Origin of the sequence: Bradyrhizobium amphicarpaeae (genome assembly GCF_002266435.3) — a bacterium.
Lineage (GTDB): Bacteria > Pseudomonadota > Alphaproteobacteria > Rhizobiales > Xanthobacteraceae > Bradyrhizobium > Bradyrhizobium amphicarpaeae.
The window spans coordinates 1,932,322-1,946,126 of sequence record NZ_CP029426.2 but is presented as its reverse complement, the minus strand read 5'-3'; the positions used below and the strand labels follow the sequence as shown (position 1 = coordinate 1,946,126).

The 13,805-nt window shown below is 65.0% G+C and carries 15 protein-coding genes and 1 tRNA gene; 6 read left to right on the top strand and 10 right to left on the bottom strand.

Annotated features, from left to right (window positions below; genetic code table 11):
* Positions 1-6: 6 nt before the first annotated feature.
* The gene (locus tag CIT40_RS09215) at positions 7-1,044 is read right to left on the bottom strand and encodes a class 1 fructose-bisphosphatase (protein WP_094892149.1); all 1,038 of its coding nucleotides are present in this window, start codon (positions 1,042-1,044) and stop codon (positions 7-9) included.
* A 118-nt stretch (positions 1,045-1,162) separates the two neighbouring features.
* On the opposite strand from CIT40_RS09215, the gene CIT40_RS09210 reads away from it, so the two are divergent.
* Positions 1,163-2,140: a LysR family transcriptional regulator gene (locus CIT40_RS09210; protein ID WP_094892148.1), complete on the top strand. Its 978-nt coding sequence runs from the start codon at positions 1,163-1,165 to the stop codon at positions 2,138-2,140.
* A gap of 227 nt (positions 2,141-2,367) precedes the next feature.
* On the opposite strand, the gene CIT40_RS09205 is transcribed toward CIT40_RS09210, so the two are convergent.
* Both CIT40_RS09205 and rfbC read right to left on the bottom strand, forming a co-directional pair.
* Positions 2,368-3,264 carry an NAD-dependent epimerase/dehydratase family protein gene (locus CIT40_RS09205; RefSeq protein WP_094892147.1) on the bottom strand — a complete coding sequence of 299 codons (897 nt, stop codon included), beginning with the start codon at positions 3,262-3,264 and terminating at the stop codon, positions 2,368-2,370.
* On the bottom strand, positions 3,261-3,785 hold the full coding sequence (gene rfbC / locus CIT40_RS09200; RefSeq protein WP_094892146.1) for a dTDP-4-dehydrorhamnose 3,5-epimerase: 525 nt from the start codon (positions 3,783-3,785) through the stop codon (positions 3,261-3,263). Before rfbC ends, CIT40_RS09205 begins: the two co-directional genes overlap by 4 nt.
* A 161-nt stretch (positions 3,786-3,946) precedes the next feature.
* Here rfbC and CIT40_RS09195 point away from each other — a divergent pair, with 161 nt between their 5' ends.
* Positions 3,947-5,179, top strand: a complete 1,233-nt coding sequence (locus tag CIT40_RS09195; protein WP_094892145.1) for a class I SAM-dependent methyltransferase — start codon at positions 3,947-3,949, stop codon at positions 5,177-5,179.
* A gap of 14 nt (positions 5,180-5,193) precedes the next feature.
* On the opposite strand, the gene CIT40_RS09190 is transcribed toward CIT40_RS09195, so the two are convergent.
* The 5 genes from CIT40_RS09190 to CIT40_RS09170 form a co-directional block, all read right to left on the bottom strand.
* Complete coding sequence (locus CIT40_RS09190; protein ID WP_094892144.1) at positions 5,194-5,403, bottom strand: hypothetical protein; 210 nt, start codon at positions 5,401-5,403, stop codon at positions 5,194-5,196.
* 138 nt (positions 5,404-5,541) lie between these two features.
* On the bottom strand, positions 5,542-5,877 hold the full coding sequence (locus CIT40_RS09185; RefSeq protein ID WP_244611946.1) for a DUF4118 domain-containing protein: 336 nt from the start codon (positions 5,875-5,877) through the stop codon (positions 5,542-5,544).
* Between the two features lie 242 nt (positions 5,878-6,119).
* Positions 6,120-7,313: an MFS transporter gene (locus CIT40_RS09180; RefSeq protein ID WP_094892142.1), complete on the bottom strand. Its 1,194-nt coding sequence runs from the start codon at positions 7,311-7,313 to the stop codon at positions 6,120-6,122.
* Positions 7,314-7,366: 53 nt separating this feature from the next.
* The gene (locus tag CIT40_RS09175; protein WP_094892141.1) at positions 7,367-7,987 is read right to left on the bottom strand and encodes a TetR/AcrR family transcriptional regulator; all 621 of its coding nucleotides are present in this window, start codon (positions 7,985-7,987) and stop codon (positions 7,367-7,369) included.
* 1,112 nt (positions 7,988-9,099) lie between these two features.
* Entirely contained in the window at positions 9,100-10,059 is a 960-nt protein-coding gene (locus tag CIT40_RS09170) for an N-carbamoyl-D-amino-acid hydrolase (protein WP_094892140.1), read from the bottom strand.
* 287 nt (positions 10,060-10,346) lie between these two features.
* Between CIT40_RS09170 and CIT40_RS09165 the strand changes: the two genes are divergently transcribed.
* Both CIT40_RS09165 and CIT40_RS09160 read left to right on the top strand, forming a co-directional pair.
* A complete protein-coding gene (locus tag CIT40_RS09165) occupies positions 10,347-10,571 on the top strand; it encodes a hypothetical protein (protein WP_094892139.1) in 225 nt (74 codons plus the stop codon).
* Positions 10,572-10,808: 237 nt separating this feature from the next.
* Positions 10,809-11,135 carry a hypothetical protein gene (locus CIT40_RS09160; protein ID WP_094892138.1) on the top strand — a complete coding sequence of 109 codons (327 nt, stop codon included), beginning with the start codon at positions 10,809-10,811 and terminating at the stop codon, positions 11,133-11,135.
* A 576-nt stretch (positions 11,136-11,711) separates the two neighbouring features.
* Here CIT40_RS09160 and CIT40_RS09155 read toward each other — a convergent pair.
* The gene (locus tag CIT40_RS09155; RefSeq protein WP_334265242.1) at positions 11,712-11,900 is read right to left on the bottom strand and encodes a hypothetical protein; all 189 of its coding nucleotides are present in this window, start codon (positions 11,898-11,900) and stop codon (positions 11,712-11,714) included.
* Between CIT40_RS09155 and CIT40_RS09150 the strand changes: the two genes are divergently transcribed.
* Positions 11,884-12,024, top strand: coding sequence for a hypothetical protein (locus CIT40_RS09150; RefSeq protein ID WP_334265241.1), 141 nt, complete (start codon positions 11,884-11,886; stop codon positions 12,022-12,024). The genes CIT40_RS09155 and CIT40_RS09150 overlap by 17 nt on opposite strands.
* A gap of 628 nt (positions 12,025-12,652) precedes the next feature.
* Here CIT40_RS09150 and CIT40_RS09145 read toward each other — a convergent pair.
* Positions 12,653-12,729, bottom strand: a tRNA-Pro gene (locus CIT40_RS09145).
* 68 nt (positions 12,730-12,797) lie between these two features.
* Here CIT40_RS09145 and CIT40_RS09140 point away from each other — a divergent pair.
* The gene (locus tag CIT40_RS09140; RefSeq protein ID WP_148667187.1) at positions 12,798-13,787 is read left to right on the top strand and encodes an L-threonylcarbamoyladenylate synthase; all 990 of its coding nucleotides are present in this window, start codon (positions 12,798-12,800) and stop codon (positions 13,785-13,787) included.
* Positions 13,788-13,805 lie beyond the last annotated feature (18 nt).

The window sequence follows — 13,805 nt, the reverse complement described above, 5'->3', positions numbered from 1 at the left end:
CCTCGCTCAGACGCGGAAGAAGCCGCGGCGCGCGAACAGCGGCGCCGTTTCGCCGGCGAGCAGGAGCGGATCGCAATGCAGCTCCTCGACCCGGCGCACCTCGTTGCTCGAACCCATGATCAGCGGCACGCGCTGGTGCAGGTTCTGCGCCGAGAGGTCGAGGATGCGCTCGCGTCCTGTCGTGGCGGAGCCGCCGGCCTGCTCGATGATCATGGCCATCGGATGCGCCTCGTAAGTCAGGCGCAGGCGGCCGTCGCCGTAGCCGGGGCGCGCGTCCGAGGGATAGAGGAAGATGCCGCCGCGGGTGAGGATGCGATAGGCCTCGGCGACCAGCGAGCCGACCCAGCGCATGTTGAAATCGTGGTTGGCGGGCCCCTCGACGCCGGCGAGGCACTCGTCGACGAAGGCGCGCACCGGCGCATCCCAGTGCCGGCGGTTCGACGCGTTGATCGCGAACTCTTCGCAGCGCTCGGCAATCTGCGCGCCGCTGCGTGCGAGGCGGAAGCAGCCGGCCTTGCGATCGAGCGTGAAGATATCGACGCCGTCGCCGAGCGTCAGCACCAGAGAGGTCTGCGGGCCGTAGGTGACGAAGCCCGCCGCGAGCTGCGCGGTGCCGCGCTGGTGGAAGGCGAGCGACAGGTCATCGGGCGCAGGCAGGATCGAGAAGATCGTGCCGACCGTCATGTTGATGTCGATGTTGGAGGAGCCGTCGAGCGGATCGATCGCGACGCAGATGCGGCCTTCGCGGTCGCCAATCTGGGCCTCGCGCATCTCTTCCGAGGCGAGCGCTGCGATCGGCAGCTTGTTGAGGCCGCGGCGCAGGATCGCATCCGCCTGCACGTCGAGATCGCGCTGGACGTCGCCGTCGCTGTTGCGGCCGGTGGTCAGGCCGGAAGCGTCCGCGAGATCGCCGGTGGCGATCAGGTCGGCAATCTCGATCGCCGCCGCCGCGATGGCATCGACCGCAGCCGCCACGGCCAGCGCGTGAGGCGCGGTCTCGGAATACCGTCGAAGGTGGTCGTCCAGCCTCAGTTGCCCGGTCATCTGCGCATCCCCTTTGCCGGTGCCATATCCAGTTCCCTCCCCTCTGGAGGTCGGTACGGTCAGTCCCGGCATCAGGAGATTGACAGGGGCGGCTTAATAAGGAAAATTTCTATTCATAATGAGTGTCAAAGAATTTTCTTATAATGGCCCCGGCCACGCGACCGCGCAGCTCCGGCACCTGACGATCCGGCAGCTGCGCTCGCTTGCGGCGCTTTCGGCCAAGGGCAGCGTGACGGCGGCGTCCGGCCATCTCGGGCTGACCCAGCCGGCCGTGACCCAGCAACTCCGGCAGCTTCAGGACCTCGCCGGCCTGCCGCTGGTGCAGCGAACCGGCGACGGCATGCTGCTGACGGAGGCCGGCAAGGAGGTTCTGGCGCTGGCCGAACGGGTCGAGGCCGCCATCATGGACTGCCAGGGCGCGCTCGACCTGCTGGCGGGGCGGACCGGCGGCAGCGTGCATCTCGGCGCGGTCTCGACCGCGAAATATTTCGTGCCGCATGCGATCGCGGCATTCTCCAAGCGCTATCCCAAGATCGAGATCAAGCTCACCATCGGCAACCGCAAGGAGATCCGCGAGGCCATGCACGGCTACGATCTGGATTTCGCGGTGATGGGTCGGCCACCGGCCGACGTCACCGTCGACGTCCGCCAGCTCGGGCGCAATCCGCACATCATCGTCGCGCGCAAGGGGCACTGGCTGGAGAACGATTCGGGCCTCAACCTGACCGATCTCGTGCACGAGACCTTCCTCACCCGCGAGCCCGGATCGGGCACGCGGACGCTGATGGAGGGCATGTTCCAGAAGTCCGACCTCGAGCCGATCGTCGGCATGGAGATGAGCAGCAACGAGACCATCAAGCAGGCAGTGATCGCCGGGCTCGGTATCGCCTTCATCTCGGCCCACACGGTGGCTCACGAGCTCGCCGAGGGCCGGCTCGTCGTGCTCGACGTCGCGGGCCTGCCGATCGTGCGGCAATGGTACGTGATCCGCCGCAGCGACAAGGTGCTGCTGCCGCCGGCGCAGGCGATGTTCGATTTTCTCGGCTCGGAAGGGTCGAACTATCTGCCCGAAATACCCGATTTCGGCGCGCGATAACCGGGCGGTGTTCAGCTCATCAGCTTCATGGCGAAGGTCGCCGCCAGAATCACGATGATCTGGAGCAGGCGCTCGGTCGTGAAGATGCGGTTGAACGTGGTCATCGCTTGCCCCGGCCGACGTGAAGGAGTTCGATCGGCCCGTTGCTAGCACAGGCGGGCAGCGAGACAATCCCGTAATTGCCACGGATGCCGCTTGCCACCGGCCTGTTGTGAGGAGACCGCACGTCATCCCCTCCCCGGCAGACGGTCGTTCCACCATGCGAGAGTGCGGGCAGCACCTTCCTCGAATCCGATCACCGGCACGGCCGCGGCGACGCCGCGGAGACGGCAGACGTCGGCGGCAAGGATCGGTTCGGCATCGACGCCCGTTGCATCGACGGCGCCGAACCTGACCAGATGCGTTGCGTCGAGAAGACCAGCGACATGCTCGATCACGCTGCGCAGGCTGCGCGGCGCACCGCTGGCGAGATTGACGACAGCAGTGAACTCGCTGTCGAGCACGGCGGCGATCATTTGGGCGAGGTCATCGACATAGACGACATCGCGCAGCTGCCCGCCATGCGAGCAATCGAAATGCTGTCCCGCGTGAAGGCTGCGGATCAGCGAAGGGATCAGGCGCGCCTCGGGCTCGTGCGGGCCGAACGGGACGAACACGCGGCCCCAGGCCGCACCTGCCGCGAGAAAGGCTTCGGCCGTCGCGAGCTTGGCTCTTCCGTACAGTGTCGTGGGACGGCATTGGCTGGTGCGCTCCTCACATGGGGCGGTCTGCGGTCCATATTCGAGACAGCTCCCGATACCGAAGATGCGGTTGACGCCGCAGGCTCGCGCGCGCGACAGCAGGTCAATGCTCGCCTCGGCCCAGAGCCGGTTGACCGGATCCTCGCGATAGCGGCCCGGCCGGGCTTCCCAGGCGAGATGAACCAGATGCGTCGGCCGCGATGCGGACAGCGCATGCGCGCGGCCTGCTTCGGTGAGGAGATCGGCGGCATGCCAACTCACGCCTGACATCGCCGGCTGCGTCGAGCGCGCGACGCCGTGGATTTCGAAGCCGCGATCGGCCAGCACGGGCAGCAATGCGCGGCCGATGAAGCCCGACGCGCCCGTGACCAGCACGCGCTTCATGCGAGATACGGCAGCGCGCGGTCGCGCGCGGACAGGATCGGATCGGCCAGCGGCCAGTCGATCGCCAACGATGGATCGTCCCAGCGAATGCCGGCCGCGCCTTGCGCGTCATAGGGCACATCGATGCAATACATCAGTTCGGTCCCGTCGACGAGCGTCTGAAAGCCGTGCGCGCATCCGGCGGGGATGAACACGGCATTGCCGCGATCGGCGGCGAGCTCGACCGAGCACCATTGCCCGTAGCTCGGCAGCGACCGGCGAAGATCGACGATCACGTCGAAGGCGCGGCCGGCCACGCACCGCACCAGCTTGGCCTCCGGCCGGTCCGCCTGGTAGTGCAGGCCGCGCAGTGTGCCGGCGCGTTCGTTGTGCGAGAGGCTGTGTTGCGCGAACTGCGTCGGCAGGCCCTGCGCCGCGAAGGCCTCAGTGTCGAACAGCCGGGCGAAGTATCCGCGCGCGTCGGTCTCCGGCTCGATGCCGATTTCAACCACGCCTGGCAGGGCCAATGCATTGAACTTCATCCCGGGCCCCCGCACATTGACGCTGCGCAAATCGCCGCTGCGAACATCCATTCACCGAAACGCCTTTTCGGTTGCATCATGCGCAACCTTGTCGGAGTTTCCGTGGCTTGGGAGAATTCACTAACAGCCGCGGCACGCAGGCACAACGGGACGATCCGTTCATGGACAGGCATCGATGCCGCTTTTGCGCGCGAGAGCTCGACGAGACCTTCGTCGATCTCGGCCTGTCGCCTTTGGCGAACTCCTTCGTGCCGCCGGAGCGGGCGGATGCGACTGAGCCGACCTATCCGCTGCATGCCCGTGCGTGCGGTGCCTGCGGGCTGGTGCAGCTTCCGCAATTCGAGCCTGCAGCCAACATCTTCGAGCAATATCTCTATTATTCGTCCTATTCCGAGAGCTGGCTCCGTCATGCGGAGAGCTATGCCGCCGAGATGATCGCCCGCGCGAAGCTCGGCGCTGCGTCCGAGGTGATCGAGATCGCCAGCAATGACGGATATCTGCTGCAATATTTCCGGCGCGCCGGCATCCGCGCGCTCGGGATCGAGCCGGCCAGCGGCCCGGCTGCGGCTGCGATCGCCAAGGGCATCCCGACCCGGACCTGCTATTTCGGCCGCGACGTCGCGACCGCGCTGCGCGCCGAAGGCCACAGGCCCGAGCTGATCGTCGCCAACAACGTGCTGCCGCACGTTCCCGATATCAACGATTTCGTTACGGGCCTGCGCATTCTGCTGCCCGAGCACGGGCGCGCGACGCTGGAGCTTCCGCATCTGTTGCACCTGATCGAAGGCATCCAGTTCGACACGATCTATCACGAGCACCTCTCGTACTTCTCGCTCGCGACCCTCGAGAGGGTCTTTCGCGCCCATGATTTGCGCGTCTTCGACGTGGAGGAATTGCCGACGCATGGCGGCTCGTTGCGCCTGCACGTCTGCAGCGAAGCCGCAACTCCGGGCGGCTCGCCTGCGATCGAGAGCTTGCGCCGGCGCGAGGCCATCGCCGGGCTCGACCAGCCCGCGAGCCATCGTGATTTTCAGGCGAAGGTGGCGGCGAAGCGCGGGACGATCCGCGACTTCCTCGTCACGGCGCGGTGCGCGGGCAAGACGGTGCTCGCCTATGGCGCGCCCGCGAAGGGCAACACGCTGCTGAATTATTGCGGCATCACGCGCGAGCTGATTCCGTTCACGGTGGACCGCAATCCGCACAAGCAGGGCCTGCTGCTTCCGGGAACGCATCTGCCGATCCGCGATCCCGCCGCCTTGATCGCCGCCCGGCCTGATTACGTCTTCATCCTGCCCTGGAATCTGAAGGACGAGATCATCGCCCAGCTGGCGGAGGTTCGCGCCTGGGGCGGACAATTCGCGGTGCCCGCACCCGATTTCACGATCATATCGTGAGCGATGGTTAACGATCAGGCTGCGAGTGGAGCGGCGTAGTCCATGCGCGTCGCGAAATAGGCTTCCAGCTCCGACAGCGCCCGCGCTTCCCAATCGCTCGCCTGCTCCAGCAGCGACCAGCTCTGGCCCGGGCGGAATGCGGCGGTCTGCCGATAGAGCGATGCGATGCCGCGATAACGGCGCACGTTCTCCAAAATGGCCTGACCGTTGATTTGGCCGTTCATGTCCGAAAACTCCCTCGTCATTCCCGGGGGAGAAATTGCGGGCAAATCTTTTTCGAAAAGTTAGCGGCGCGCGGCGAGTTCGCGGATGGTTGCCGGACTGTTGCGCGCAGGCAACGCGCACGGTCGAGAGTGGACAATTTATTGCGGATTCGTTGCCGTGCCGTCTCCCGGAGGCTTCCGCGCGCCGCTTGTGGTGATCCGCATCGTCTCGCGGCAGAGATCGGCAAGGCCGATCAGGAACACGGCCAGCAGGAAGAACAGATTGATGGAATCCGCGTTCGCGCTGGAGAGCGCGCTGAACTTGAAGAACGGCGGCATGAACGCCCACCACACCACCGGAATGGTGAGCAGCGCGGTGAACGCCGCCGCGGGCGCGCCGGCGACAAATCCGACCACGAAGATGCTGGGCAGGAACGCCGCGAAATAGAGCTTTGCGCCGAACGCGACACAGATGCCCTGAAGCGCGGCAGACATTGCGACCACCACGAATCCGAGCAGAAACGCCTGCCAAGACCATGGCCGTACCCGCGGTACGCCAGACAAACCCGCACGCCTCATCAGCCTCCCCCGCCGCCCGTTGACCGGGCCCAATTGAGACCAAAGTACTACAGCCGCCGGCTAATCGCGAGATCGAAATTGCGGCACCGCAGGCATCAAGGGGCTCCGGGCCTGGGGCTTGGTAAACGGCCGCATCGCACAATCGGGCCGGCCGGCGGCTATTCGGTCGCCGCATAGAGCAGGCCCGCGACGGGCAGAGCGAGGCCGATGGCGGATGCGAGCGTCCAGCCGCCTTGCGCGAAAGCCCAGGCGCCGACCGCGGAGCCGGCCGCGCCGGCGGTGAAAAACGTCGCCATGTAGAGGCCGTTGAGACGGCTGCGGTGCTCGTGCCCGAGCGCGAAGATGGCGCGGAAGCCGAGCACGACGTTGCCCTGGACGCCGACATCGATGGCGATCGCCGCCGCGACCAGACAGACCAGGTTCAGCATCGAGCCGGGCGCGCCGAGATAGGTCACGAGGAAGCCCCCGGCCGCGAGCAGCATCGCGACCAGCGTCGCGACGCGGCTGTGGCCGTGATCGGCGAGCCGTCCGGCGATGGGAGCTGCGAACACGCCGGCCACACCGGCGAGAGCGAACAGCGCGATGCCGCGCTGGGTGAAGCCGAATGCGGCCGCGAGCTGCAGCGGCGCCACGGTCCAGAACAGGGTGAAGCAGCCGAACAGGCTGGCCTGGTAGAGCGCCCGGCGCCGCAGCAGCGGCGTCGCCCGCACCAGGTGCGGCATCGACAGCAGCAGCTCGCCATAATGCATCCGCGTCACCGGCTTGCGGGTCGGCAGCGTCATCCAGAGCACCGCCGTCAGCACGATCATCAGCGCGGCGGAGGCGAAGAACACCGCGTGCCACGACAGCGCCGCGGTGACGAAGCTCGACACCGGACGCGCCAGCATGATGCCGAGCATCAGGCCGGTCGAGACGTTGCCGACGACGCGGCCGCGGATGGCTTCCGGCGCCATGTGGGCGGCATAGGGAATGATGATCTGCACCGCGACCGAACCGATGCCGATGAACAGCGCGGCGATCAGGAACGGCAACGCATGGGTGGCGAACGCGGCGGCGAGCAGGGCCGCCGCGCCGAGCGTGATGACGGAGCAGATCAGGATACGGTTCTCGACGAGATCCCCGAGCGGCACGATCAGCAACAGCCCGGTGCCGTAGCCGATCTGCGTCATGGTGACGATCAGCCCGGCCGCCGCATGCGACAGGCCGAGCGCGGCGCTGATCGGGGCGATCAGCGGCTGCGCGTAGTAGATGTTGGCCGCGATCATGCCACAGGCCGCGGCCAGCACGAAGGTCAGGCGCTGCGACACCGCATCCGGCCCGGGCGCGGTTTCGATCGTGGCATTCATCGTCATGACGCATGGTCTCCGAACAATCGGGAACGATTATTCCCTAATAGGACAAGAATTCAGGCGAGCAGCTTCATCGCGATGCCGACCAGGCGGGTCCCGTCGAGCGGCAGGCGCGCCTTGCCGACGACACGCAGGCCCTGCGTGATGCAGATCATCAGCCGCGCGGTGTCGTCGGCCGCGACATGGCCGGGAATCGAACCGTCGGCCTTCCCCTCGCGAATGAGGCCGGCGATGAAATCTTCGTTGGTCTTGAGCTGGGCGCCGACGCGGGCGGCCACGACCGAATCGACCGCCGACAATTCGACCGCGCTGCCGACCACGAGGCAGCCGCGCCGTCCCTCGGTACCTTGCGACTGCGCGACATAGGACAGCAGCACGTTGCGGATCCGGTCGCGGCCGTTCGTGCCGCGCCGGGCGGCGCTGCGGCTCTGTTCCTGGCGCCGTGCCGCATAGTGCTCGAAGGCGGCCAGGAACACCGCATGCTTGTCGCGAAACGCCTTGTAGATGCTCCCCGTCGCCAGCCGCATCGCCGCGGTGAGGTCTCCAATGGAGGTCGCATGATAGCCGCGCTCGCGAAACACCCGCACGGCGCGGTCCAGCGCAATGTCCATGTCGAACTCCCGGGGCCGACCGGGCGGACGGGCAACATTCTGGAATCGGCGCGCGGCTTTTTGCATTGCGGGATGATAGAGAATGAATGTTCCCTAATAAAGACACGGAGTTGTGATGGGCTGCATCAGGGTGGTTTTACGCAGCACCCTCGCATCGCGTGTCCCGGACAAGCTGCAACGCCTCTTGGCGTTGCGGCGCAGAGCCGGGACCCAGGGCGGCACGGGACGCGGTGAGATGGGCCCCGGCTCTGCAGCGCACCGCTGCGCGCTGCGCCGCGTCCGGGGCACGAGAGCGGAGTTTGGCACAGCTCTCTCCACGTCATTGCGAGGAGCCCGCGACAAAATTGCGGAGCAATTTTGCGCTGATGCGACGAAGCAATGACCGACTATGACGCGACGGCATCGTTCTTCCCGCTATATCCCGCTTGCAGACACGCCTTCGCGTTCTCGCGGCTCAATTCGCCCGAGCTTTGCTTGATCTCTTCGCCCTCCAATCCAAGAGGGCGCAGGGAAGGCCGGGTGCCGGCTGGCACCCGCGGTCCGCTGCGCGCAAATGCACACGCAGAAAGAACCGCACAGCAGCATACAGGTGTCGCCGATCACTCGGCCTTCCCTGCGCGATGGTTGCACGGCTTATGCCGTGATCTCCCGGGAGCCGAACTTTCCTTTGGCCTCCCTCGCCCCGCGAATTTGGATGATGCAGTCCGCCCGGTTGGGCTCGCTCGCACCTTCGCGGAAACTTGACCGTGGCAACGACGGTCAGGACCACACGGTTTTGCCGTACGCACGGCCCGCCATTTCGCCCGCAGTATTTCCGACTCCGTCGACAGAGCCGAAAACTTACGAACGAGACGAACCCTGACAGCGCCGTCGTCCGCACGCGGTTACGGACTCACAGGGACTACCCGCCCTGCCCGCACCTCTCGTGCCGACGCTGCCGCGTCCACCGCATCCCCGGCTCGCGAACATGACGACTACACGCCGCCCCTCTTGGGTGAGCCGGGATGGACGACACATACGCCGAAACCGAATTTCGGTAAAGTGGAATATTTTTACGCGGGTGGATTGACAGAAGGCGACACAGGCAAGGTGGCGTAGCCCGGATGAGCGCAGCGAGATCCGGGATCTTTGTGCGTGGGTTTCCCGGGTGTCGCTGCGCTCACCCGGGCTACAAGCGCTCACCCCTTCCTCGACGCGGCCGTTCCATCCGCCATCGTCGTCACGCCCTTCCGTTCGACGATCATCCCGTAAGCCTGCGGCTGGCGGTGAACGTCGAAATTGAAGGTGGTACGCTTGTAGGAGTTGCAGAGGTCGAGATCGCAGCGCGCCAGCGCAATTTCGTCGCCCTTGGTCGTGCATCTCGCGATGATCTCGCCCGAGGGCGCGATGACGCAGCTGCCGCCGATGTGGTCCACGCCTTCCTCGACGCCGGCCTTGGCGACGCCGACCACGAAGGTGCCGTTCTGATAGGCGCCAGCCTGCATCACCAGATGGTTGTGGAACAGCGAGAGATCGTCATGCTCCGGCGCGGGCGGATTGTGCACCGGCGTGTTGTAGCCGATCATCAACATCTCGACCCCCTGAAGGCCCATCACCCGGTAGGTCTCGCTCCAGCGGCGGTCATTGCAGATCGCCATGCCCATCACGCCGCCGAAGGCATCGACGACGCCGAAGCCGCGGCCCGGCTCGAAATAGCGCTTTTCCAGATGCTGAAATTTCCGCCACGGCTCGTGCTCTGCATGGCCGGGCAGGTGAACCTTGCGATACCGGGCGACGATCGCGCCGCTCTTGTCGACCAGAATGGACGTGTTGTAACGCCGGACAATACCGTCCTCGACCGCCAGCTCGGCATAGCCGAGACAGAAGCCGAGACCGAGCTCGCGCCCGAGATCGAACAGGGCTCGCGTCTCCGGCCCCGGCATCTCGCGCTCGAAGAAGCTGTCGATCTCGGCCTGATCCTCGAAATACCAGCGCGGAAAAAACGTCGTCAGCGCGAGCTCGGGATACACGATCAGATCGCAGCCGCATGCCTTCGCCTCGCGCATCAGAGCCATCAGACGGGTCACGACTTCGGTCCTGCTCTCGGTCCTGGCGATCGGACCGAGCTGGCCGGCTGCGATGGTCACAAATCTCGTCACGCCTGATTCCTTCGTTGCCGAATTTCTTCATTGCTGAGTACGCGCGGCCTGAGCCTAACGAGCAGCGCAGCGCGCGCACAGGCCGGCTCGGCTCATCGTGACGGGACACAATCAAATTCCATGCCGAAGGGTATCATCATGCGCCGCTGCGCAGTCGCCGGCGACAGATGGGGGAACTTCGTTGCGGATCTGCAACGGTTCCCCACCGTCTGAAGGCGGCCAAAAGAAACACCCATTCCGGCCACGAACCGCTCTCACAAGGCCGTGAGACTATCAGGGGAACAACGATGCGTGCACAACGCGTTTGGAAAGTGAATGGAGACGCCAGCATCGGGCAGCTCCAATCGAGACTGGACGATCTGAACAAGCGTCTCGGTCAGCTCGAAGGCCAGCATCCGGATAGCTGGAAGCTGGAAGAACTGAGAGCGAGCGCACTCAGCCTGTCGCGCGAGATCGACGACCTCCGCTGCGCGGAAGCGACGGCGGCCTTGAGCGAGTTGCTGCGGAAGTAGAAGGCGCCCGCCGATTAGCATCGCGCGCAAGGAACCAAGTTCCGCCGCCGCCATTGCCATGCAGAGCATGGAGCACGATCATGACCAGGCACCTGACGCGAACCCATCTCGCGCGCGGCGTGGCCGGCGCGGTGTCCACGCTGGTTCTGTGCGCGGCGGCGGCCTTCGCCTTCGCGCGCCACTTTGCGTTGTGAAGAATTGGCGTCGTGAAGAATTTGGCACAGTGAGGAATTTGGCATGACGTCCGATCCCGAGGAGCAGGTGCGGCTGCAAGGCTATGGCGAGATGACGCTGCGCACGGCCGTGACCACGCTGATGCTGCTCGCGCCGCGCGACCGCGCCCAGACCGCCATCCACCGCGTCCGCGACGATGTGCGTCTGGCGCAAAGCGAGATCGCCGAGCTCGCATCAAGTTGGGGCATCGAGCCGACTGGTGATTTGCGATTGCCGAAGCCAGAGCAGGGTCAACACTGGCCGGACATCGTCCGCGGCATGGTGCGCGAGGCGCCCCTGCCGGCGTTGATGGTGGCGTTCATGCTGGGCGTGGTGGTGGCGAGACGATAGAGATTGGCCCAAGCTGTCGCCGGAGCACTCCGAGCGATATTGCAAGACATCCCGCGCGATCTCGGTCGGGTCCGATGATCACGCGCAATGCCGGTAGACCGCGTAGACGATCGCGCCGCTTACCACGACAACCGCGAGAAAGAATGATCCCATCTCCACCCCCAAGCTGAGTGAGAGAGTTGTAAGCCAAGGCACGAGGCCGTGCATTCCGTCTCTTGGCGATATTGACTGTTCGCTCAGGCCGCCACCTTGTTGTACGAATCCGCGCATGCTTCGCACATCGCAACACTCTCCATGCCACCGATCAGCTTGCAGTCTTCGGCGCTGGGAGCGGATTTCCGCACACCTTGCACCTTTGCTTGTGATGCGGCGTATTGATCAGCATGAAGTGCGCTGACGTCCGGCACATCTCGGCGCTGGCTATCGTTGCGAGCGCGGAATTTGGCATAATCAAAGCTTCGAAGCGGAAGACCGCACCATCCAGGAAACTCAAAACGGTGCGGTCACTGCAAACCGTGGATCTGGAGAGGCGCGGTTTACATCTTGGTGATTCGACCGATGATCCGGGCGTACGGTCTACATTCCGCGGTTCATCATGCCGTCGGATTTCATCATCCCCATCTTCTGGGCGCGCATGTAGTGCATGCAGGCACCTCGTGCATTGCCTTTGCTCATCTCCATGTTGGCCATGGCCATCTCCTTGTTCATGGCCATCTTGTTCTGCCCATCCGGCATCGACGACATCATCATGGCGGTCTTCGACATGTTTTCGCCGCTGCAACTCATCATCTTCGCAGAGGCAGGTACCGAAGCCGCACAGACGATGGCGATGGCAAGGATTGCTGTTGTCCGCATCGAATTGTCTCCCAAAGGTTTCTGGCCAGTCTGATACTGGCGTGACAGATACGGGAGGCGAGGCGATGGAGTTGTGCGGGAGGGCGTGTTGAGGTGAGATATATTTTACCACAGGATAGGAACGAAAACGGCGCACGAATTTCCGCGGCAAACCGATGACGACCGGAACCAAGCAGTGCCGCTTTAGGTAAAGGCTACCGGACAACACGGCGAGGCGGCTATCGAGAATTGAACTATAGCAAGCCGGAGGCCGTCATCGACATCATTGAAGAAGTCGAAGTCTGCTTTTGGTCCATCGGTCAAGCGGCTAACGCTTCATCAAGCTCCGCTCACCGAGGCATGGCAGACCCGATTGGCTCACGTTGAGTCGCTTCGCATCTGGCCCTCAGCGGTTGTTCGCGTTGGTACTGTTGATGTCCGCTCTTGAGGGCACTGCGGACCCCGCCGTACCGGGCGACAATCGCTTTATCAGTATCGAACGACAGCTTGCGCTAGCCACAAATCTGATCAAGGCGAAGGAATTCCCCACGCGCCTGCAACACGCCGATTGCCCGGGCTTTTCGCACTCAATATAAGGCCGATAGCTGCCCACGGCGTAGGAATACCTACCCGCTGAACGCAGCGCCCGGTTCGACGGAAGCGACTGAAAATGCTGATGATCTTGGTCGGAGTGGCAGGATTCGAACCTGCGACCCCTGCGTCCCGAACGCAGTGCTCTACCGGGCTGAGCCACACTCCGACAAGAGGCCGGCTTATAGCGGCGGGTTCGACGCACTGCAAGCGGCCGGCATGAGGAATTTTATCCCTGTGAAAACGGGTCTTGAAACACTGGTTTTACCGGCCGGCCTGGCCGGAGCCGAGGCTGCGGCCCGCCGGCTTACCGCCGGCGGGCTGGTCGCGTTTCCGACCGAGACCGTCTACGGGCTGGGGGCGGATGCGGCCAATGCCGCCGCGATCGCCCATCTCTACGCCGCCAAGGGGCGGCCGGCCTTCAATCCGCTGATCGCCCATGTGCCTGACATCGCGGCCGCGCGCCGGATCGGCCGGTTCGACGCCCGTGCATTGAGGCTCGCCGAAGCGTTCTGGCCGGGGCCGCTGACGCTGGTGGTGCCGAAGACGGACGACTGCCCGGTGGCGGATCTCGCCACCGCGGGCCTCGACACGGTCGCGATTCGAATCCCCGCCCACGAGGTGGCGCAGGCGATCCTCCGCGCCTTTGGCGGGGCCGTGGTGGCGCCGTCCGCCAATATCTCCGGCCACGTCTCGCCGACGTTGGCCGCCCATGTCGCGAGCGACCTGTCGGGACGGATCGACCTGATCGTGGACGGGGGGCCTGTTGCGGTCGGGGTCGAATCGACCATTGTCGGCTGCTTTGAGGCGCCGATGCTGCTGCGGCCCGGCGGGCTGTCGCGCGATCGGATCGAGGCGGTGCTGGGCGCGCCGCTGGCGCGGCCGCCGGTGGAGCCCGGGGGCGACGACAGCCAGCCGCTGGCGCCGGGCATGCTGGCCTCGCATTACGCGCCGCGCGCCCAGGTGCGACTTGGCGCGCAGGACGTTGCGCCCGACGAAGCGCTGCTGGCGTTCGGACCAGCGCGCCTGCCCGGCGTCGACGCCGCCGTCGCCGTCATGAATTTGTCGCCCAGCGCTGATCTCGATGAAGCCGCCGCCAATCTGTTCGGCTATCTTCGCAGCCTCGATGCGAAGAGCCCGCGGGCGATTGCGGTGATGGCGATCCCCGAGGAAGAACTTGGCGAAGCGATCAACGACCGGCTGCGCCGGGCTGCGGTTCTGCGATAAGAAGCTTGAGAAGAGACA

Bases quoted from the DNA above. Each gene is read 5' to 3' on its own strand.
- CIT40_RS09215 (WP_094892149.1), bottom strand. From the start codon at position 1,044: ATGACCGGGCAACTGAGGCTGGACGACCACCTTCGACGGTATTCCGAG.
- CIT40_RS09210 (WP_094892148.1), top strand. From the start codon at position 1,163: ATGAGTGTCAAAGAATTTTCTTATAATGGCCCCGGCCACGCGACCGCG.
- CIT40_RS09205 (WP_094892147.1), bottom strand. From the start codon at position 3,264: ATGAAGCGCGTGCTGGTCACGGGCGCGTCGGGCTTCATCGGCCGCGCA.
- rfbC (WP_094892146.1), bottom strand. From the start codon at position 3,785: ATGAAGTTCAATGCATTGGCCCTGCCAGGCGTGGTTGAAATCGGCATC.
- CIT40_RS09195 (WP_094892145.1), top strand. From the start codon at position 3,947: ATGGACAGGCATCGATGCCGCTTTTGCGCGCGAGAGCTCGACGAGACC.
- CIT40_RS09190 (WP_094892144.1), bottom strand. From the start codon at position 5,403: ATGAACGGCCAAATCAACGGTCAGGCCATTTTGGAGAACGTGCGCCGT.
- CIT40_RS09185 (WP_244611946.1), bottom strand. From the start codon at position 5,877: ATGTCTGCCGCGCTTCAGGGCATCTGTGTCGCGTTCGGCGCAAAGCTC.
- CIT40_RS09180 (WP_094892142.1), bottom strand. From the start codon at position 7,313: ATGACGATGAATGCCACGATCGAAACCGCGCCCGGGCCGGATGCGGTG.
- CIT40_RS09175 (WP_094892141.1), bottom strand. From the start codon at position 7,987: ATGCAAAAAGCCGCGCGCCGATTCCAGAATGTTGCCCGTCCGCCCGGT.
- CIT40_RS09165 (WP_094892139.1), top strand. From the start codon at position 10,347: ATGCGTGCACAACGCGTTTGGAAAGTGAATGGAGACGCCAGCATCGGG.
- CIT40_RS09160 (WP_094892138.1), top strand. From the start codon at position 10,809: ATGACGTCCGATCCCGAGGAGCAGGTGCGGCTGCAAGGCTATGGCGAG.
- CIT40_RS09150 (WP_334265241.1), top strand. From the start codon at position 11,884: ATGGCGGTCTTCGACATGTTTTCGCCGCTGCAACTCATCATCTTCGCA.
- CIT40_RS09155 (WP_334265242.1), bottom strand. From the start codon at position 11,900: ATGTCGAAGACCGCCATGATGATGTCGTCGATGCCGGATGGGCAGAAC.